General features: G+C 65.8%; 18 protein-coding genes. 9 read left to right on the top strand and 9 right to left on the bottom strand.

Translation table 11 applies throughout. The features are described from left to right. On the top strand, positions 1-645 hold the full coding sequence (locus tag VNN77_16660) for a hypothetical protein (protein ID HXG53029.1): 645 nt from the start codon (positions 1-3) through the stop codon (positions 643-645). A gap of 46 nt (positions 646-691) precedes the next feature. Here the strand turns inward: VNN77_16660 and VNN77_16655 are convergent, their stop codons facing one another. Together VNN77_16655 and VNN77_16650 are read right to left on the bottom strand one after the other, a co-directional pair. Continuing rightward, complete coding sequence (locus VNN77_16655; protein HXG53028.1) at positions 692-880, bottom strand: hypothetical protein; 189 nt, start codon at positions 878-880, stop codon at positions 692-694. 109 nt (positions 881-989) lie between these two features. Continuing rightward, complete coding sequence (locus tag VNN77_16650) at positions 990-2000, bottom strand: 5-methyltetrahydropteroyltriglutamate--homocysteine methyltransferase (GenBank protein ID HXG53027.1); 1011 nt, start codon at positions 1998-2000, stop codon at positions 990-992. Between the two features lie 348 nt (positions 2001-2348). Between VNN77_16650 and VNN77_16645 the strand changes: the two genes are divergently transcribed. Next, the gene (locus tag VNN77_16645) at positions 2349-3338 is read left to right on the top strand and encodes a TAXI family TRAP transporter solute-binding subunit (GenBank protein HXG53026.1); all 990 of its coding nucleotides are present in this window, start codon (positions 2349-2351) and stop codon (positions 3336-3338) included. A 63-nt stretch (positions 3339-3401) separates the two neighbouring features. On the opposite strand, the gene VNN77_16640 is transcribed toward VNN77_16645, so the two are convergent. Together VNN77_16640 and VNN77_16635 are read right to left on the bottom strand one after the other, a co-directional pair. After that, positions 3402-4640: an MFS transporter gene (locus VNN77_16640; GenBank protein HXG53025.1), complete on the bottom strand. Its 1239-nt coding sequence runs from the start codon at positions 4638-4640 to the stop codon at positions 3402-3404. Between the two features lie 55 nt (positions 4641-4695). Then, a complete protein-coding gene (locus VNN77_16635; protein ID HXG53024.1) occupies positions 4696-6249 on the bottom strand; it encodes an MDR family MFS transporter in 1554 nt (517 codons plus the stop codon). A 131-nt stretch (positions 6250-6380) separates the two neighbouring features. Here VNN77_16635 and VNN77_16630 point away from each other — a divergent pair, with 131 nt between their 5' ends. Together VNN77_16630 and VNN77_16625 are read left to right on the top strand one after the other, a co-directional pair. Beyond that, positions 6381-7388: an extracellular solute-binding protein gene (locus VNN77_16630; GenBank protein HXG53023.1), complete on the top strand. Its 1008-nt coding sequence runs from the start codon at positions 6381-6383 to the stop codon at positions 7386-7388. 152 nt (positions 7389-7540) lie between these two features. After that, positions 7541-8809, top strand: a complete 1269-nt coding sequence (locus VNN77_16625) for an MFS transporter (GenBank protein HXG53022.1) — start codon at positions 7541-7543, stop codon at positions 8807-8809. A gap of 94 nt (positions 8810-8903) precedes the next feature. Here VNN77_16625 and VNN77_16620 read toward each other — a convergent pair whose 3' ends face one another. Next, positions 8904-9173 carry a hypothetical protein gene (locus tag VNN77_16620; GenBank protein HXG53021.1) on the bottom strand — a complete coding sequence of 90 codons (270 nt, stop codon included), beginning with the start codon at positions 9171-9173 and terminating at the stop codon, positions 8904-8906. Positions 9174-9284: 111 nt separating this feature from the next. Between VNN77_16620 and VNN77_16615 the strand changes: the two genes are divergently transcribed. After that, the gene (locus VNN77_16615; protein HXG53020.1) at positions 9285-9728 is read left to right on the top strand and encodes a hypothetical protein; all 444 of its coding nucleotides are present in this window, start codon (positions 9285-9287) and stop codon (positions 9726-9728) included. A gap of 276 nt (positions 9729-10004) precedes the next feature. After that, positions 10005-11951, top strand: a complete 1947-nt coding sequence (locus VNN77_16610) for a RelA/SpoT family protein (protein ID HXG53019.1) — start codon at positions 10005-10007, stop codon at positions 11949-11951. Between the two features lie 271 nt (positions 11952-12222). On the opposite strand, the gene VNN77_16605 is transcribed toward VNN77_16610, so the two are convergent. From VNN77_16605 to VNN77_16595, 3 genes are all read right to left on the bottom strand, one after another. After that, positions 12223-13083 (bottom strand): DMT family transporter, encoded by an 861-nt coding sequence (locus VNN77_16605; protein ID HXG53018.1) that lies wholly within the window; start codon positions 13081-13083, stop codon positions 12223-12225. Positions 13084-13232: 149 nt separating this feature from the next. Then, the gene (locus tag VNN77_16600; GenBank protein ID HXG53017.1) at positions 13233-13604 is read right to left on the bottom strand and encodes a VOC family protein; all 372 of its coding nucleotides are present in this window, start codon (positions 13602-13604) and stop codon (positions 13233-13235) included. Positions 13605-13676: 72 nt separating this feature from the next. Further along, the gene (locus tag VNN77_16595) at positions 13677-14660 is read right to left on the bottom strand and encodes an ABC transporter substrate-binding protein (GenBank protein ID HXG53016.1); all 984 of its coding nucleotides are present in this window, start codon (positions 14658-14660) and stop codon (positions 13677-13679) included. Positions 14661-14809: 149 nt separating this feature from the next. Between VNN77_16595 and VNN77_16590 the strand changes: the two genes are divergently transcribed. The 3 genes from VNN77_16590 to VNN77_16580 are packed head-to-tail and all read left to right on the top strand — an operon-like array spanning position 14810 to position 17203. Continuing rightward, complete coding sequence (locus VNN77_16590) at positions 14810-15781, top strand: ABC transporter substrate-binding protein (protein HXG53015.1); 972 nt, start codon at positions 14810-14812, stop codon at positions 15779-15781. 14 nt (positions 15782-15795) lie between these two features. Then, positions 15796-16161, top strand: coding sequence for a VOC family protein (locus tag VNN77_16585; GenBank protein HXG53014.1), 366 nt, complete (start codon positions 15796-15798; stop codon positions 16159-16161). 43 nt (positions 16162-16204) lie between these two features. Further along, positions 16205-17203, top strand: coding sequence for an ABC transporter substrate-binding protein (locus VNN77_16580; protein HXG53013.1), 999 nt, complete (start codon positions 16205-16207; stop codon positions 17201-17203). Between the two features lie 11 nt (positions 17204-17214). On the opposite strand, the gene VNN77_16575 is transcribed toward VNN77_16580, so the two are convergent. Further along, on the bottom strand, positions 17215-18420 hold the full coding sequence (locus VNN77_16575; GenBank protein ID HXG53012.1) for an MFS transporter: 1206 nt from the start codon (positions 18418-18420) through the stop codon (positions 17215-17217). Positions 18421-18509 lie beyond the last annotated feature (89 nt).

Genomic DNA, 18509 nt, shown 5'->3' with positions numbered 1-18509 from the left:
ATGATCAAGAGAGCGGCGGCGATCGGGCTGGTCCTGGTCGCTGCGACGGGGTGCGTCCCCGCGAACGTCAGCCCGGGCATGACCTTCGCGGTGGGGCTGAACGACTATCACGAGGAGATGAGCCGGCTCGCGGCCCGTCCGGACCGCTGGCCGGACCGCCAGCGCATGGCGGAATCGCTGAAGAGCGTCTATATCGTGACGATCGGCGGATCGCGGGAATTCAATCAGCTGGTCGACCTCGACCTCAGGCGCAAGGAGTACGAGATCGCGCTGCGCCAGACCGCGGTTCGCCCGGAGCGCGCGCGGGAAATGAAATCCGAGCTGGAAAGGATCGAGCGGGCCGTGGCCGAGCTCAAGGAGATCGTCAAGGAGCAGGCGCTGAACGCGCTGTCACGAGGCACCGATCCGGCGCGCCGGATCGAAAGCATCGCGGCCATCGGGCTGGTTCACATCGCGCTGGATCGCTTTGCGGCTTCGGGCGGCGGCTTTTCGAGCCCGCCAGCGCAGGTCGGCCCTTATACCGTCACCGATCTCGGCGGCGTGGGAGCGATCGTCAGAACTCCGGAAGGGCAGGTCTACCGTTGCGCCACGGCGCTGGTAGAGGACGCGGGCGCGGGAATCACCTGCGAGGCCCCGGCGAAATAAGGCCGCTTTCGTGTGTGAGCGGTGCCGTGGGGATCGACCACGCAGGTCATGAAGGAAGGGACTCGCCGTCCGCCCGCTTCTTGTAGCGGCGCCACCCTCCTCTCCAGTCGCAGCCGCAGGCGCGGCAGTACCATTCCGTCATCCCTTCCCACTCCTCGCGGTCGGCGAGGACCGCCTCGTTGCGTTCCACCGCGCGGCGCTGCGCCGCGCCAGGGACGCCGTGGATCACCGGCACGACCGTCTCGGAACCGCACTCCGGACAGGGAGGCGGCTTGCGCGGTCGCCGGCGTCTGCTTTGCCGCGCCGGGCTCGGGGGCGTCACGATCGGTCTTCCCGGAGGGCTTTCACAGCGCCCGCCGCACCTCGCGCGCGACCTCGACGAGGAAGCGTGCTTTCGCTTCGGCGAGCTCACGGCTGATCGTCATCAAACCGCAGTCGGGGGCGAGCAGCAGGCGCGAAGGCTCGACATATTTCAGCGCGACGCGCACCCGCTCGGCGACGGACGGCACCGGCGGCACCGGGGAATCGCCTGGATCGACGCAGCCGAACAGAATGGTGCGCCCCCGGCAGGCGCCGAGAACCGCTGGATCGTAGCCGCTTCGGGCGAACTCCACGGCGAATCCCCCGATCCGTGTCTTCATCAGCTCGGCGAGCAGCTCGGGATATTCGTACTGGTGCTGGCGGCCGCCGCCGCCGGGGTAGCCGTAGCAAAGGTGAACGACGGTGGGCGCACGCACGCCTTCGAGGCAGCGGTCCAGCGCCCGGGAGCCGTAGGCGAAGACCTTTTCGTGGTAACGCGTCATCGCGGGCTCGTCGATCTGCAGCACGTCACACCCGGCCGCCTCCAGCTCGAGCAGCTCGGCGTTGAGCGCGGCGGCGACGTCCAGCGCCATCTTTTCCTCGTCGCCGTAGGTCTCGTCGAGCGTGCTGTCGATCACGGTCATCGGCCCGGGGACCGCCATCTTGATCGGCTTTCGGGTGTGCGCCTTGGCGAAGCGGAGATCTTCGACGACCGCCGCGCGCCGGCGCTCGATCTTCCCGACGACCCGCGGGACCATGCGGTTCTGCTCGCGCCGGCGATAGATGGCTTTGATGCCCTGATGAACGAGGTCGATCCCGTCCCACGCGGCAAGCACGTGGTGGATGAAGCCCGTGCGGCGCTGCTCGCCGTCCGTCAGGAGATCGAGGCCGATTTCTTCCTGAGTGTGGAGGATCAGGCGAGTGGCGTCGTCCTGCGCCTCCCGCAGCGCGGCTCCGTCGAGCCGAAACCGCACCTGGGTGCGCTCGCTCGAAGCGAGCCACGCCGGTCGCGGGAAGCTGCCGATCGTGGTGGTGGCGACTGCCGGGATCTGCATGGGACCTCCGCAGGGGGCGGTTCAAAGATTCCGAAGTTCAATTGTTCCATATAGGAATCGTTCAAACGGTTCAAACCAGCCAGCCGCTTCGCTCCGTTCAATCCGTCCGGCGCGCTCGGGGCGGTTCAAAGGTTCCAGAATTCAACGCTTCAAGGACGATTCGAAGCGCTCTTCTTCGTCTCCTTCGGGGTGTGCCAAACCGGTCTCGCCCGGGTTTCTCGAATTTTGAACGGGTGGACCCTTGAAGAGCTGTTGCCGCGCTCGAGCGCAATAGCAGCGGGCGTTGACACTCCCGCGACTTGGGATTAGCTCTGGTTCGAGCGAAATCTTTCCAGCGAGGAGGCGGTAGTGGTTTACGACGACCGGAGCGTGAAACCGATGAGCGCGAGCCTGATGCGGGCGCGCATCGCGACGAGAATCCTGGCGGGTCTGTACGAAGACGTTCCCACGATGCTCACCAGCGCGGTGAGACTGGCGGTGGAGCTTCCCGGCGGCAAGGCTGATCCCGGGCCGCCCTATCCCTTCACCATCGGCGTGAGCCCGGCATGGTGCAGCGGCGTGCGCGGAGCGAAGCTGGTCGGGACCGGCAAGCTCGACCTCGTCTGGCTCAACCCCTCGGTCATCGCCTCGATGGCGGTGCGCGGCAAGGGGCCGTTTCGCCGCGCGTATCCGCTGCGTGCGCTCGCGGTCTTTCCGTCCTGGGACCGACTCGTCGTCGCCGCGTCGCCGAAGCTCGGCGTCCGGACGATGGAGGAGCTGATCGCCATGCGGCCGAAGATGAGCGTCTCGATCGCGGTGAACGACTGCGTGGATTTCGCGATCCGGGCGATGCTGAAGGCGCACGGCATCTCGCGCCGGGATTTCATCGATTGGGGCGGCACGATCGACGAGGTGGTCCGGCCGAGCAATCCCCGACGGCGCGAGGGGATCGTGTCGGGTGACGTCCACCTGGTCATCGACGAGGGGATGGACTCCTGGGGCGACGTCGCGGTCCAGCACGGAATGGTCTTTCTCTCGTTTTCCGAAAAGGCGCTGCGGAAGCTCGAGCGCTACGGCTTCAAACGGGCGCGGGTCGACGGCGGTCGGGTCGCAGGCATCGAGGGGCCGGTCACGGCGGTGGATTTCAGCGGCTGGCCGATCGTCGTGCACGAAAAATTCCCGGAGGAGCTGGCCTACCGTATCGCGGCGGTCCTGGAGCGGATCCGGGAGGAAATCCCCTACGACGCGCCGGCGCCGCCGCCGATGCGGTCCCTTTGCACCGACACGGATTCCGGCCCGCTCGACATCCCGCTCCATCCGGGGGCCGAGCGGTACTACCGGGAGAAGGGCTACCTCTAAAAAGATTTCGCCCGGAAGAGCACGGGAAGCAATCTCCTCCCGTGCCCGTCCGGTTGGCTCGGCTCATTCACGCACGAAGAACAGCAGGAACATGCCGGCAATGTAAGTCGACGCGGCGACGTAGAACGCAGGGGCGAAGCCGTAGTGCTCCATGACGTAGCCCGCGATCAGCGTCCAGATGGGTCCCGAGATGAAGCCGACGAAATAATAGATGGAAAAGGCGGCGTCGGTCAGCTCGGGTGTGGCGAAATCGCCGATCATCGTCTGCGTGAGGGAGCCGCGCGCCTGGACCACCGCGCCGTAGAGAACCAGATTGAGATAGAAAAGGGGGCCCAGGGTCGAGTGCTGCACCAGAGCGACGGTCATGAGAGCCGAGGCGAGAAGCGTCGCCTGGGTGACGAGGGCGCGCTTTCCCGTGCGGTCCGAAAACCATGCGATCCCCAGCGGGCCGACCAGCCCCGCGCCCTGCATCAACGTCAACAGCAGGCCACCCGTGGAGGCGCTGACGTCGAAGCGGTCCATGAAGAACGGCACGAGATAGGTGGCGTTGATTCCCGTGCCGCGCCCGGCCGCGCCCACCATCAGCACCATCGACGTCAGCAGGATCTTGCGGTTTCTCAGGCAGATCGCGTAGGCCCTGAAATTCGCTTTGAGCCTGCCCCTGCGGCTCCGGGTCTCGTCCAGGACCGGGCCTTGCTCCTGGAGGAAAAAAAGCGCCAGGCCCGCGACAAGGCTCAGCATCCCGAAAACCACGAAGGTCGTCCGCCACCCGAGGTAAAGGAGGGCCAGGGAGGCCAGCGCCGGGCCGATGAAAGAGCCGAGATTGCCCGCGGAGTGGTGAAACGTGAGCGCCCAGCCGCGCGCTTTCGGGAAGTAACGCGACAGGATGCTCGACCCCAGCGGGTGCTGAGGGCTGGAGCCCGCGTCGATGACCGCCCGCGCGACGAGCAGCTGAGGATAGCTCGTGACCAGCGACTGCATCATTGAGGTGCAGCCCACGAGCACGTTGCCCGCGCCGAGTATCGCCGTCCGCCTGAACATCCCGGCGAAGAAGCCGTAGACGACCTGAAGCCCCTGACCGACGAAGCTCGAAACGGCGGAGATCATGCCAAGCTGGAGCAGGCCGAATCCCAGCTCTCTCATCACGACGGGATAGACAACCGACGTGATGCTGTACTGGAGATGATTGAGGGTGTGGCAGGCGCTGATGAAGCTCAGCGCGAGGCGCTTTTGCTGCTCGGTCGCCTCGAAAGCGGAAACCCCGACGGCTACGGGAGCGGCCGAAGACCGATGCTCGTTCATTTTCCTGAGAAGTGGAAGTGCTATTTGAATGTGTAGCGGGAGCAGGCCGCGGCTGTCAAACGATTGCGCGCCCGGAGTCCCTTCCGGTCGGGCCGTGCGGCGCTCGAGATTGCATGCACAGGCTCGCCGCCAGCCCGGCGATCATCAGGAGGAGACCGACGAGGAACGCGTACCACAACGCGTCGGCGAGAAGCGAGGTGAGCTTCGGCAGGAGCGAAGCGGGGATCGTGGCGCGCGCCGCGGGTTCGAGCAGGTACTGCGGGTCGGCGATCCGCCCGCGCAGGGAGCCGGGGAGATCGGAGGCGCCATCGAGCATCTGCAGCCCGTGCTGCATCCGGTCGAGCAGGACGGTGCCCATGAGGCTGATGCAAAAGGCACCACCGAAGGTCCGGAACAGCATGATCGTCGAGGTCGCCACGCCGATCCGCCGCATGGGCACCGCGCTCTGGGCGGCAACCAGGCTCGTGAGGTTGGCCATACCCATGCCGACGCCGATCAGGCAGCCGCCGGCGACCACGGCTGGCACGCCGCCTGCGCTCGCGGCGAAGACGAAGACGGAATAGCCGAGCGCCATGGATGCCATTCCCGCCGCGGCGGCGAAGCGATAGCCGCCCCGTCTGATCACAGGGTCGGCGATCAGGCTTCCGACCGTCCAGCCGAGGCTCAAGACCAGGAGCACGGCGCCGGCGCGCGACGCGGCGAGGCCCGTCACTCCCTGCAGATAGAGCGGGAGATAACTGATCGCCCCGAACACGCCCATTGCCGCCAGCGCGGCCACGGCCGACGACACGCGGTAGAGAGGGATCGGAAAAAGGTCGAGCGGAATCACCGGCTCCTCGGCGCGCCTCTCGATGAGATAGAAGGCGGTCAGGAACACCGCCGAGAGCCCGAGCAGCGACAGCACCTCGGGATTGAGCGGACGGCGGTTGTGGGCTCCGTGGGAAAGCGCGTAGAACATGAGCATCAGCGCGGCCAGGAGCGCCGCCGTGCCGGCGAGGTCGAGCTTCGGCACGCGATGCTCCGCTTCGGCTTCCCGCAGACCGGTCGCGATCAACGCGACCGAAAGCGCGGCGATCGGCAGGTTGACGAAAAAGACCCAGCGCCAGCTCGCGTGCTCGACGATCAGGCCGCCCGCCAGCGGCCCGAGGACGGAAGAGACGCCCCAGATGCCGCTGATCACGCCCTGAACCCGGGCGCGGCGATCGGGCGGATAGAGCACGCCCGCGATGATGAACGAGAGGGCGTAGATGGCGCCGCCGCCGAGACCCTGGATCGCCCGGAACACGACCAGAGCTTTCATGCTCCAGGCCATGCCGCAGAGGGTGGACCCGACGACGAAAACCGCGATGCCAGCGAGCATCAACCGCCGCCGGCTGAACAGATCGGCGAGCTTGCCGAAGACCGGAGTACTCAGAGCCGAGGTAAGCATGTAGATGGAGAAGACCCAGCCGTACAGCTCCAGACCGCCGAGCCGGGCCACGATGGTGGGCATCGACGTGCTGACGATGGTGGCGTCGATGGCGAAAAGGAAGATGACCAGCATGACGCCGGCCACGGCGATTGTGCGGCGTGGCGTGGGTTCTTCCGGGATTGCTCGCGTGGTACTCACTGCTGGGGCGCGGCTCGCGGCAAAAGATCTCTCAGAGTTGACTCACTTCGGAAACGGTGTCAAGGAAGCGCGAGCTTTTGACTGTCGCTCCCGACGGCGCTAGGTTTCTGGATTGCACTACGGAGGAGAAGATGACGACGGACAAGAAGAAATGGGTTGCGGCAGCCGTGTTCTGGTGCGCGCTCCTTCCCGCGGCGGCGCCGGCACAGATCTCGCCGGCGACGGTCGAGGCGGCGAAGAAGGAAGGCGAGGTGATGTTCTACGGGGCAATCACCATCAATGCGTCCAAGGCGATCGGCGATCTGTTCGAAAAGCGGTACGGAATCAAGCTCCGCCACTGGCGGGGCGACGCCACCGAGCTGATCAACCGCAGCCTCGCCGAGGCGCGGGCGGGGAGGCCGGGCTTCGACGTGACGCTGGGCAACGAGGTCGTGGTGACGGCGCTCAACGAACGGAACCTGTTCGCGGATTTCGAGCCGCCCGCGGCGAAGAGCTTCCCGAAGCAGTTCCGCACCGCCGAACGCAGGATGACGCCATGGCGCGTGCTGCCCTACGGCCTCAACTACAACAACCGGCTGCTCAAGCCCGCCGAGGCGCCCAGGCGCTGGGAGGATCTGGCGGAGCCGAAGTGGAAGGGAAAATTCGGCATGGCCAACCCGGGCATCCATGTGACCACGCTGCAGTTCGTGCTCAATCTCGAGAAGCTCCTCGGGCCGAAATGGGTGAGCGTGGTGGAAGGGTGGGCAAAGCAGGAACCGCGCCTCGGCCGCAGCCTCTCCGACACCATTCAGCCGCTGACGGCGGGAGAGGTGCAGGTGGCGATCGGCTACATCAAGGACAAGTACCAGTTCCCCGGGCCGATCGAGTACGTGCGCATGGACCGTTATCTCGCCTCGGTGAGCTACGTCGCGATCAACCGCCAGGCGCCGCATCCCAACGCCGCGCGCCTGTTTGCGGACTTTTTCCTCGGGCCCGAGGCGCAGAAGGTCTTCGGCGATCTCGGCGAGTACGTTTTCCATCCCGAGGTCGAGCATCGCTTCAAGAAGGACGTGAGGGACGATCAGATCGTGGTCATGTCCCTTCCCGCGAAGGCGGAGCTGGAGAGCTGGGGCCGGAAGCTAAGGGAGATGTTCAAGTAGGAGGTTCGAACCGTTCAAGCCGTCCAGATGAATGTAAATGGGAGAGGAGAACGCTGGACGCCGAGCTTGAGACGGCGGGAGGGCAGTGGTTAAAGGGCGCGGCTTATGTTAATGGATTTTGAATTTATATTTCCTGTGCCAGGACCGCGCGTTTGCCGGAAAAAACAACCCGAATCTTCTACGGCTGGTGGATGGTGGCCGCTTCGTGTGCGCTGCGAGTGCTCGGCGCCGGGCTCCACAGCTTTGGCTTTACCGTCTTTTTCCTCCCGCTCAGTCAGGATCTGAACCTCAATCGCACCTCGACGTCGCTCGCTTTTTCCCTCGCCAGAGCCGAGGGCGCGATCGAAGGGCCGGTCGTCGGCCACCTGCTGGACCGCTATGGCCCCAAGCCTGTGATGCTGGCTGCGGCACTGCTCATGGGCTTGGGCTATCTTCTGCTCTCGCAGGTCGAGAGCTACGCCGGCTTTTTGATCGTCTATCTCGGCGTGATCTCGCTGGCGCACGCGGGCGGCTTCATGCACGCCCCGATGGTGCTGATCAACACGTGGTTCATCCGCTACCGTGCCCGCGCGATCACCGTGAGCAGCGCCTCCTTCGGGCTCGGCGGCGTCCTGATCGCGCCGCTCTTGAGCGCCGCCGTCCAGGCCTGGGGCTGGCGCTGGGGCGCCGCCGCGGCGGGCCTCCTCTTTCTCGCGGTCGGCGTTCCGCTGGCTCTCACCATCCGCCGCTCGCCCGAGAGCGTCGGGCTGCGGCCCGACGGAGGCGAATCGCCGGTCGCGACAGCGGGCAGGAGCGAGGCGCCGCCGGCAGCGGAAGTCGAGGTCACGGTGGGCGAGGCGTTGCGGTCGTTCCCGTTCTGGGGATCGGTCATGGCGGCCGGCATCCGCAACGCCTGCTACCACGCGATCGGCGTTCACTTCGTGCCGCTGATGGTCTGGAAAGGGCTGAGCGAGCAGCAAGCCGCTTTCCTGCTCAGCACCTACGCGTTTTTGGGGATGGCCTCGACGCTCGTGTTCGGCTGGGCCGCCGATCGAAGCGACAAGCCGCGCCTCACGGCCTCGATCCTGTTCGTGGGCGGCGCCGCCATGCTCCTTCCCATCTTCAGCGGCTCGCTCTGGGTCCTGGTCCTCTTCACGGTCTTCTTTGCCGCCGTTGAGAGCACCTTTCCGCTCGGCTGGGCGGTGGTCGGCGATCTCTTCGGCAGGAAGCACTACGCGAAGATCCGCGGCTACATGACCCTCTTCTACACCTGGGGGAGCGTGCTCGGCCCCGTGATCTCCGGCGCGGTCTTCGATCGCTGGCAGAGCTACGAGCCGCTCCTGTGGTCGCTGGTCGGTGTCTACGTGTTGGCGGGACTGCTTTTTGCGAGCCTGGACCCTGCCTGGCGCAAAGCCACCGGCCTGGCAGCGAAGCCCCTGTGAAAAATCATTGCGCCAAATTTGAACGACCTTCTGTCATCACTACCTGGCGCAGCCTTTGTCCGTCGCGGTTCTCGGTTCCCGGTCACCGGTCGGTCTAGCCACCGGCCTTGAACACCCGGTCGTGCTCTCTTACCTTCTCCCGCACCGCGATTCCCACGGTTTTTCCTTTGTCGGCATGGGTGACGTTCTGATGCTCGATCTGCATGGAATCGACCGTCTGCTTGAAGTCGGTATGCTTGCCCTTGATGTGGATCGTGTCGCCGACATTGAGGTCGCCGTCGGTGAGCTCGATGATGCCGACGTTGAGGTGGGAATAGTAGTGAGTCACGCGGCCAAGCGGTACTTCCCCCGTATCATTAGCCATTTTCGCTCCTCCTTAATACCATCGTTCTCTCACGACCCATGATCGAAAGCCACGGTTGCGGGGATGGCCGGTCCGCAATAAAATCGAGCCAAACGAAGGGAGGAACTCGGCATGGCAGTCACCGTGAAAAAGATCGTGCTGTGGCGCAAAGAGGTAGAGAACAAGCCGGGTATTCTCGCCAACGCCCTGGCGCCTCTAGCCCACGCGGGAACGGACATCCACGTGGTAATGGCTTATCGCTTTCCCCGCGAGGAATCCAGAGCCGCCATCGAGCTCTATCCGGTTGCCGGGAAGAAGGCCGTGGCCGCGGCACGGGAAGCGGGGTTCGCGGCCTCCGCCATTCCAGCATTGCTCGTCGAGGGCGACAACAGGCCGGGGCTCGGGTACCAGACGGCTCAATCGATCGCCGATGCGGGCGTCAACATCGATTTTCTCGTCGCGCAGGTCGTGGGCCGAAAATTTTCAGCGGTTTTCGGCTTCGAATCCGACGCGGACGCCGCCAAATGCGCCGCGATCGTTCGCAAGGCGGCCGCAGGCAAGAAAAAAGCCCGTTGAACGGCCCGGCGCCTCCCTCGTTCGCGAAGCGCCGTCCTTTGTCCCGTTTCTCCGCCGCGTCGGCTCTCGCACCCACCGGGGGGCCCCGGTTTTGTTCGTCCGTTCTTCGCCTTGAGCCTTTGAAACCTTCGACCCGCAGCCGAGCAGCCTCGGCTGTTATTGGCGCTCGGCCAGCCGCCTGCTAATTTGTAAGTGTAGACGTTGCGGAGCCGAAACTGCGAGACTGAAGCAACCAGGGAGACTGAGGCCGGTGCGGCTTTCGGCGGGTCGTAGGCGATGAATTCCGACCGCATCACATTGCCGGGAAAGGAGCTGCCTCGCTCGGAAGCGCCCGTCGAGGCGGGCCAGGGTCCCGTTCCGGGAGCCGGTGCGAGCAGCCTGGAACGCGCCCGTATGCTGGTGGCCGCCAGGGTTTCCGAGGACGAACGACTCCGGGAGCCTGCGGATCAGGGCGCACAAGCCGGCGAGCTCCTGGGTAAACTCGGCATGGACGCCGATACCTGCGCGGCCGCCTTGCTATTGCCGTTGCTCGAACGGGGTGCGGTCGGTGCAGAGGCGATAGAGAAGTGGGCGGGCGCACAAGCCGCCAGCCTTACGCGAGGCGCTCTTCGGATCGCCAATCTCAAAGATCTGCGCAAGACGGCGACCGAGGCTTTGCAGGCGAATCGCCTGCGGCAGATGCTTTTGACGATCGCGGAGGACCCGCGGGTGGTGCTCGCGAGCCTGGCGCACCAGCTTTGCGCTCTGCGCGCGGCGGAGAACGCCCCGGCCGAGACACGGCGCACCCTCGCTCGAGAAACCTTCGAGGTTTTCGCGCCGCTCGCCAACCGCTTGGGCGTCTGGCAGCTCAAGCAGGAGCTCGAAGACCTCGCTTTTCGATACCTCGAGCCGGAAGCCTATCAGCGCGTCTCCGATGGCCTCGACCGAAGGCACGCGGATCGCGCGCGCTACATCGCCCGGGTGGTTTCGCGCCTGAGCGAAGAGCTGCAGCGCGCCGGGATCAGGGCCGAAATCAGCGGGCGCCCCAAACACGTTTATGGCGTCTGGAACAAGATGCGGCAAAAAGGGATCGAGATCGGGGACGTCTTCGATGTCCTCGGTTTTCGGATCCTGGTCGACGAGGTGAGCGACTGTTACGCGGCGCTGGGCGTCGTGCACGGGCTGTGGGAGCCCATCCTCGATGAGTTCGACGACTACATCGCCAAACCCAAACCCAACGGCTATCAGTCCCTGCACTCGGCGGTCATTGGGCCGGAGGGAGTCACGATAGAGGTGCAAATCCGGACCTTCGCCATGCACCGCTACGCCGATCTGGGAGTGGCGGCCCACTGGCAGTACAAAGAAGGTCTGCAAAGGCGCATCGCCTGGTCCCGCGACTTCCTGAAGGCCGGGGAGAGCGCATCCCGCGGCGTCGACCTTATCGACCGCTTCAAGCAGGCGGCTTTCCACGACCGGATCTACGTGCTCACGCCGCAGGGCCATATCGTGGATCTCCCCGCTGGCGCCACGCCGCTCGACTTCGCCTACGCGATTCACACCCAGGTCGGGCACAGATGCCGCGGCGCGAAGGTCGACGGGGCTATGGTCCCGCTCACGATGTCCCTCGCCAGCGGCCAGCAGGTCGAGATCCTGACGGCGCGGGAAGGCCGTCCCAGCCGCGACTGGCTGAACCCCAACCTCGGGTATCTGAAAACCGCCTCCGCGCGTGCCAAGGTCCGGCGCTGGTTCAAGCAGCAGGATCATGAGGCACATGTGGCCCAGGGCCGGGCGGTGCTGGACCGCGAGCACCGGCGACTGGGCCTTCCGGAGATCAACATCGCCGAACTCGCCAAACGCTTCGGAATGCGTCGCCCTGAAGACTTGCTGGCAGCCATCGGCCGCGGCGATATCGGTTCCGCGCGGCTCGGCCACGCGCTCGGCGTTCAGGTTCCGCCGCCCGCGCCGAGCGCGCCGGCAGCCTTGCCCCCCTTGCGCCTCGGCCTGCGAGTGCAGGGCGCGAGCAACGTTTTGACGAAGATCGCCGGGTGTTGCACGCCCGCCCCGGGAGACGCCGTCGGCGGATACGTCACAGCGCAAGGAGGCGGCATTTCGATTCACCGGAGCGATTGCCCGAACCTGAAGCGGCTAGGGGCGTTACGACCTCAAAAGCTGGTGGAGGTCGACTGGGGCGAGACGAGCGGACAGCGCATCGGGGGGGCCGAGCGCAAACCGGGCATGGATTGAAGGCGGGCACGAATCGCAGTGGGAGCAGCTTGCGGTAGCCGCCGCGGGGCAGGATAGAACCTTCCCGCATCGTGAGGTCTCCGAGAGCGGCGACACGAGGACAGTCGGGGGCGCAAGGGGCTCGAGGGGCGGAAAGGACTGCCGGAAACGTGCGATCGCCTGCTCCTCACGGAGCGGTGGCTCTTCGGTTCATCCGGTCCCTCCTTTCTTTACTCGGGAGACCCCCGACCGGCCGAACGCCGGTGGTTCGTGAATTCCTTTCGAGCTGTTTTTAGGCCAGGGAGACGGCGATGACGCCGGCGACGACGCAGATCGTGCCGAGCACGCTCGCGGGGGTAACGTGCTCGAACTCGCGCAGGAAGATCGCGGCCAGGATGACCGTCCAGATCGGCGCGGTCGCAGTGATCGGCGAGACGACGACCACCGGTCCGCGGGAGAAGGCGAACAGCATGAGGAGCACGGCGAGGGTCTCGAAGGCTCCGGAGAGAAGGATCGGCTTGACGGCGCGGCGGTCCCACACGAGCTTTTCGCCGCAGATCGGCAGCGCGTAGTAGACGCCGAAGGCGAGGAGCGAGATCGGCCCGATTACGGCCGTGAAGAAGAGCGGCTCGTGTGACTGCGTCAGGGCGAAACGGCGAAGCGGGTGCACCAGGGCGGTGAGGAGGACCGTCGCGAAGGGATAAAGCAGGTAGCTCCAGCGGAAGGCGGGGAGGTGTTGGTCGATGCGCCACGACGTGAGCACGACGCCGACGATGATGAGGGCCGTGCCGATCAGGCCGGCCGCGGTTGCAGGCTCGCCGAGGACGAGGATGCCGACGGCGACCGTGAAAATCGGATAGGTGTTGCGGAGCGTCACCGCGCGGCCGGTGCCGATTTTGTGGATCCCCGTGTAGTGGCAGTGGCGCATCGCCGGCTGGATCAGGCCGGTGAGCCCGATCGCCGCCAGCGCCGTCCAGTTGGGCTCGGGAATTCCGGTCGTCGTGAGCAGCACCGTCCAGAGGACGACCGTGTGGACGAGGAGCGAGACGAACGTCGCGGTGAGCGGCGTCGAGTGAGCGAACCCCCTACGAACCGAGACGTTGGAGGCGGCGAAGGAAAGCGCGGTGAGCCAGGCGAGGAGTTGCGGCGACATGGAGTTCGGCTGCCTTAATCACGGACATCGAGGCCGTTCAAGCGGGCCGCGCAACGGCTGACCGGACACCGATGCGCCGTTCAAGCCGCGAAAGACCGGCGAGCGGAGCCGCCGGGTCTGCGCGAAGAGACGGACGGAACGGGAAACCATCACCCTTTTACTTCCAGAAACTCCAGCCGCACGCCTTCGGGGCCCTCGAAAAAGCAGACGTGGCGGCCGTCGGCGAGAACGCGCTCCTCGAGAATCTTCACGCCGCGCGCCTTGATCCGGGCGACCTCTTCGGCGAAGTTGTCGGCGTCGATCGCCACGTGCTCGAGGCCGTAGTGCTGTTCAAGCTTCTGCTCGGGAAGAAAGCCCGTCACGCGCACCGGAATACCGTGGAGGTCGAGCCGGTAGCTCGTCTCGCCGTTGGGCTCCTTGCGCTCCGAGACGATCCTGGCGCCGACGTTCTCGACGTACCAGTCCGCGGTCCGGCGGGTATCCGGAGATTTGAGGTGCAGGTGGTTGATCTTGAAACCCATGATTTCCTCCTTTTGAGTCGGTCGAACTCTTGGACGACTGGACCATGAGACGGGCCGTCGCGTGGTTCACCGCTAGCGTCCGCTCAGGGCCCGTTCGAGCGGCCCGTGCTCGCGGAACGGCTCGGGCCAGCCGACGTACTCCCTGAGCTCCGGCCGGTAGAGCATCAGATCCTTGACGACGTTCTCGATTCCCCGATCAGGCACGAACGGTGCGGTCTTGAACAGGGAAGCGTAGGCCTCGACCGATTTCTTGACGATCGTCTGGTCCTTCTCGCGCAGCCACCTGGCGAGCGATGCCTCGGCGAAGCGGTGGTCCTTCTTGATCAGGCGGATGCCGGCCACGTAAGCCTTGAGAAAGCTCTCCGTGACCCGCGGCTCCGCGCGAATGAAGGTCCGGCTGCTGGTCACGCAGGAAGAGGGATAGACGAGATCGGTCTTGCTGAGGTCGACGAATACGGGCCAGTTGCGCTCGAGGAAGGGGATGGCGTAGCGCGCCGTGAGGGCTGCGGCGGCGATCCGCCCGGCCTCGAGCGCCGCGACCATTTCCGGTCCCGCGCCGAGCTGGAGCACGATCATGTCCCTGTCCGGATTGAGCCCGATGTGCTTGAGCGCGGCGCGCAGGTAGAAATGAGTGGTGGAGCCGTAGCGGGTGACGGCGGTCGCCTGGCCTCTGAGTTCGGCGGGTGACCTGAATTCCGGGCGGGCGATCAGATAAACGGGGTCGGCGTTCACGGGGCAGGCGAGCAACACCACATCGGCGCCGGCCGCCCGGGCGGCCACCACGGACTCGGCGCCGACGCCGGAGAACTGAAGGTTGTTGGTGACGATCGCCAGCGTGATCAGCGAGCCGCCGCGGATCTGAACCGGCTCGACCTGGAGCCCGCGGCGGGCGAAGTAGCCCGCGTCCTTGGCGACCCAGACGGGAAGGTGCGAAGGCGAGGCGCTGGTCCCGTAAAGGATTCGCCGGAGCTCCCCGGCACCGTGGCAGACAGCGGGTGCGCTGACCAGGAATGCCGCGAGAAGGAAGGAAAGCACTCGAAGCATCGTGATACGCATATCCCGGTTTGGTCGCCGCTGTCCAGCGGCTGGGTTGGCAGCGGATGCAGATCGGCAAAGCGCTGGACGCCGCACGCAGACGCGGGACATCGAACGACGGGGCCAGTCCATTGACTTGGAGCCGGCGTGGAAGTAAAGGTGGGGCGCTTATGGGGAAGTCGATCCTGGTCGCGTTTCTGGCGCTCCATTTCCTGGGCCGCGGCGCAGCCGCGGCCGAAAAGCTCACCTTCGCCCACGTCGCGATCAATCCAGGGCAGGGGCTTCTCTGGGTCGCTCGCGACGCGGGGTTATTCGCGAAGTACGGCTTCAGCGCGGACGTGGTCCTGATCCCGGGAACGCCGCGCACGGTTCAGGCGCTGATTGCCGGCGATCTCGACTACATCGTCGCGGGAACGGCGGCGATCGTGAGAGCGCGGGAAAAAGGGGCCGACGTCGTCATGCTGGCGTCGCCGTCCAGCTATTCGTCGCAGCGGGTCTTCGTCCGGCGCGACTCGTCGCTGCGAAGCCTCGCCGAAATCAAAGGCAAGATCGTCGGCGTGACCCAGTACGGCTCGGCGGGAGACACCTTCCTGCGACGGGCGCTCAAGAAGGTCGGATTAAGGGAAACCGACGCCAGCATCCTGCAGATGGGCGGGACTCCCGGCGTGGCCCAGGCTCTGGAGGCGGGAAAGATCGAGGTCGGGGTGCTGGGCGACTCGGGCATGCTGCTCGTTTTCCGCGGTCTCGCGCGGCCGCTGGAGGGCGCGAGCGCGCGCGAGCTGGGCTTCAAGGGCCTCGACGGGCCGCTCACCACCACGGAGCGCAAGATCAGGACGGATCGAGCTGCGGTGCTGCGCGTCGTTCAGGCCTACGTCGAGGCGATCCACTATTTCAGGACCAACCGGGAGGGCACCGTGGGGATCCTGAAAAAGTACATGCGCGGCCTCGAGGACGAGCATCTCGGGGCGTGGGTGGACGACGTCGCCGCGGGGCTCAAGCCGCTACCCTATCCCGACGAGGAGGCGCTGCGGGCCGAGCTGGAGCAGGTCGGGGCGAAAGGCCGGCCGCCGGGCTATTTCGTCGATACAAGTTTTCTGGACGGGATCAAGAAAAGCGGATTCGTCGAGAAGCTTTCAAGGTGACAGGGAGGGGAACGATGGCGAAGATCAGACATATTGCAATCAAGGCGGAGGACCAGGAAAAGACCGCCGACTTCTACAAGAAGACGTTCGGCATGACCGAAGCGTGGCGCGGCCCCGTGCGCAGCGACGGCAAGCGGGCGATCTATCTCACCGACGGCTACATCAACATGGCGATTCTGCCAGCGCGGGGCGAGCGCGAGGGGATCGACCACTTCGGCTTCCAGGTCGAGGATATGGAGGCGACGCTCAAGACGGCGGCCGCCTGCGGAGCGCAAAGGGAGGCCTCCCCCAAACCGCGTGACGGGCGGTTCGCCGAGATGGGTGTGCACGATCCGGTCGGAACGCTGGTGGACGTTTCGGTCCACGGCTGGAAGGCCTAGCGGATCGGACCAGGGGGATTTTTCAGGAGTCGAGGTGAAATCGATGAGGGTTATCGGGCTGGTTTTGGGCTTGTGCGGCTTCCTGTTGGCCACCGGCGCGGCGGCTGCGGCGGAAGGGTCGGGAAAGATTCTTCTGGCGCACGGCGCGATCAGCGCCAACGTCGCACCGCTCTGGATCGCAAAGGAGCAAGGCTTTTACAAGAAGTACGGCGCGGACGTCGATCTGGTCTTCATCATTGCGGGGCGCGCCACCCAGGCGATGCTCGCCGGCCAGGTGCCGGTAGGGCTCGTCGGCGCCACGCACGTCACCAACACCGTCACCGCCGGCGGAGATCTGGTGATGATCCTCGGGCTGCAGAACACGCTCGACTATCTCTTCATCGCGCGGCCGGCCGTCAAGAGCGGCGAGGATCTCAAGGGAAAGAAGGTCGCGATCGGAACGCCGTCGGGCTCCGCTTCGCTCGCGACCTATGTGGCGCTGGATTACCTGGGGCTCAACCCACGCCGCGACAATATCGTGCTGCTGGGCATCGGCGGAGTGCCGGAACGGCTGGGGGCTTTACGCGCGGGAAGTGTGGAAGCCACCAGCCTTTCCCCTGAGTTCGGCCAGGTGGTGATCAGCGAGGGCTACCGCGTGCTGGTCGATACGGGGAAGGAAAAAATTCCGTTCCAGTCCTCGGGGCTCGTGGTCTCGCGCTCGTTGATCCGGTCCAACCCGCAACTGATCGACGGTCTGGTCAAGGCGACGGTGGAAGGGGTCGCCTTCATCCACAAGCCCGCCAACAAGGAGATTGTGCTCAAGAGCCTGGCCCGCAACCTGCGTCTCGACAAACCCGAGCGCGTGGAGAAGGCCTACCAGACACTGGTTGGCGAGCTGCCGAAGAAGCCGTGCCCGACCCTGCGGGGTGTTGCCTCGGTGCTCAAGCTCATGAGCCAGCACGGGCTCAATCCGAAAGCCTCGCAAGTGAAGCCGGAGGAGGTCGCCGACATGTCCTTCTGCAATCGGCTCGAGGAAAGCGGCTTCTTTCGCCGTCTCTACTGACTTCCTTCCTATCACGAGCGATAGGCCCACAGCTGCGGAATCGCGCGGCTGATCCCGAAAACGATGACGACGCACGCCGCGCTGCCGGCGAGGAGAGCGGTCGGGGCACCGATCGCCTGCGCCGCCGCGCCGGCGAGCAGCGCTCCGAGGCCGTTGGTCGCCTGGGCAAAGACGACCATCAGCCCCGAGGCGCGGCCGAGCATCGCGTCGGGCGCCAGCAGCTGCACCACGGTGCGGCGGACGGCCACGCTGATCGAATCGGTAAAGCCCAGCAGGACGGCCGCGGCGGCCGAAAGCCAGAACCAGCGCGAGACGCCGAGCAGCGCGAGGCCGCCGGCGAAGCAGAGCGCAGCGACGATCACGAGCACGCCCTTTCTGCGAGCGTCGCCAGCCGCCAGGACCGCCATCGAGCCGAGGAGCGAGCCGATGGAGGGCGCCGCGTACAGGATGCCGAGTCCCGTGGCGCCCACGCGGAAAAGGTCGGCCGCCAGGACCGGCAGCAGGGGGCGATAGAAGCCCACCAGCGTCACGCCGAAATCGAGCAGGAAAAGCGAGAGGACGATCCGCTGAATCCAGATGAACTCCACGCCTTCCCAGAGGCTGCGAAGACCGATCGCCCGGCGCCCGCCTTCAGGCGCTCCCGGCGTGCGGACGAGCAGGATGGCGAGCGCAGCGGGGACGAAGGCCATCGCGCCGATGAGATAGGTTGCAACGAGACCGCTGCGGTCGATCAGGAAACCTCCGATCGCCGGACCGGCGAGAAAGCTCGTCTGGATGATCATGGTGTTGATCGCCACCGCATTCATCAGCACCGGGGGCGGCACCAGGCGCGGCACCATGGCCGCGCGGGCCGGCCAGCTGAAGACCTCCACGGCGGCGCCGATGAAGCCCAGGGTGTAAATGTGCCAGACCCGGACCGTGCCCGAGAGCGTGAGCAGGGCAAGGAGCAGGCCGGGGACGACCTGCAGCAGGAAGCTCAGGAGCAGGAGCTTTTTTCTGTCGAAGCTGTCCGCTATCACGCCGGCAAACAGCCCGAACAGCACGAACGGCAGTGCCTGGAGAAACGAGGTGACGCCGAGCTGGAAGGCCGAGCCCGAAAGCTCGTAGACCTGGTAGACCCCCGCGATGCCGCGCACCTGGACCGAGAGCGCGGCGAGCACGCTCGCGCTCCATATCAGCCGGTAGTCGCGGTAAAGAAGGGACGACCAGGGCCGGATTTTCTCGGGTGTCTCCAGGTGATCCGGTCTTCAGGCGCAACCGCGCGGGAAGGCGACCGCGGCGGCACGGTGAAATCACGGCGCCGCCG

The sequence above is a fragment of the Candidatus Zixiibacteriota bacterium genome (assembly GCA_035574315.1).
In the GTDB taxonomy this organism is placed as follows: Bacteria; Desulfobacterota; Binatia; order UBA9968; family UBA9968; genus DATLYW01.
Note: the sequence above shows the minus strand (reverse complement) of the source record. Positions and strands in the feature narration are given on the sequence as shown.

Excerpts from the sequence above, each read along its gene's own strand:
- VNN77_16660 (HXG53029.1), top strand. The coding sequence starts at position 1 with ATGATCAAGAGAGCGGCGGCGATCGGGCTGGTCCTGGTCGCTGCGACG.
- VNN77_16650 (HXG53027.1), bottom strand. The coding sequence starts at position 2,000 with ATGCAGATCCCGGCAGTCGCCACCACCACGATCGGCAGCTTCCCGCGA.
- VNN77_16640 (HXG53025.1), bottom strand. The coding sequence starts at position 4,640 with ATGAACGAGCATCGGTCTTCGGCCGCTCCCGTAGCCGTCGGGGTTTCC.
- VNN77_16630 (HXG53023.1), top strand. The coding sequence starts at position 6,381 with ATGACGACGGACAAGAAGAAATGGGTTGCGGCAGCCGTGTTCTGGTGC.
- VNN77_16620 (HXG53021.1), bottom strand. The coding sequence starts at position 9,173 with ATGGCTAATGATACGGGGGAAGTACCGCTTGGCCGCGTGACTCACTAC.
- VNN77_16615 (HXG53020.1), top strand. The coding sequence starts at position 9,285 with ATGGCAGTCACCGTGAAAAAGATCGTGCTGTGGCGCAAAGAGGTAGAG.
- VNN77_16610 (HXG53019.1), top strand. The coding sequence starts at position 10,005 with ATGAATTCCGACCGCATCACATTGCCGGGAAAGGAGCTGCCTCGCTCG.
- VNN77_16605 (HXG53018.1), bottom strand. The coding sequence starts at position 13,083 with ATGTCGCCGCAACTCCTCGCCTGGCTCACCGCGCTTTCCTTCGCCGCC.
- VNN77_16600 (HXG53017.1), bottom strand. The coding sequence starts at position 13,604 with ATGGGTTTCAAGATCAACCACCTGCACCTCAAATCTCCGGATACCCGC.
- VNN77_16595 (HXG53016.1), bottom strand. The coding sequence starts at position 14,660 with ATGCGTATCACGATGCTTCGAGTGCTTTCCTTCCTTCTCGCGGCATTC.
- VNN77_16590 (HXG53015.1), top strand. The coding sequence starts at position 14,810 with ATGGGGAAGTCGATCCTGGTCGCGTTTCTGGCGCTCCATTTCCTGGGC.
- VNN77_16585 (HXG53014.1), top strand. The coding sequence starts at position 15,796 with ATGGCGAAGATCAGACATATTGCAATCAAGGCGGAGGACCAGGAAAAG.
- VNN77_16580 (HXG53013.1), top strand. The coding sequence starts at position 16,205 with ATGAGGGTTATCGGGCTGGTTTTGGGCTTGTGCGGCTTCCTGTTGGCC.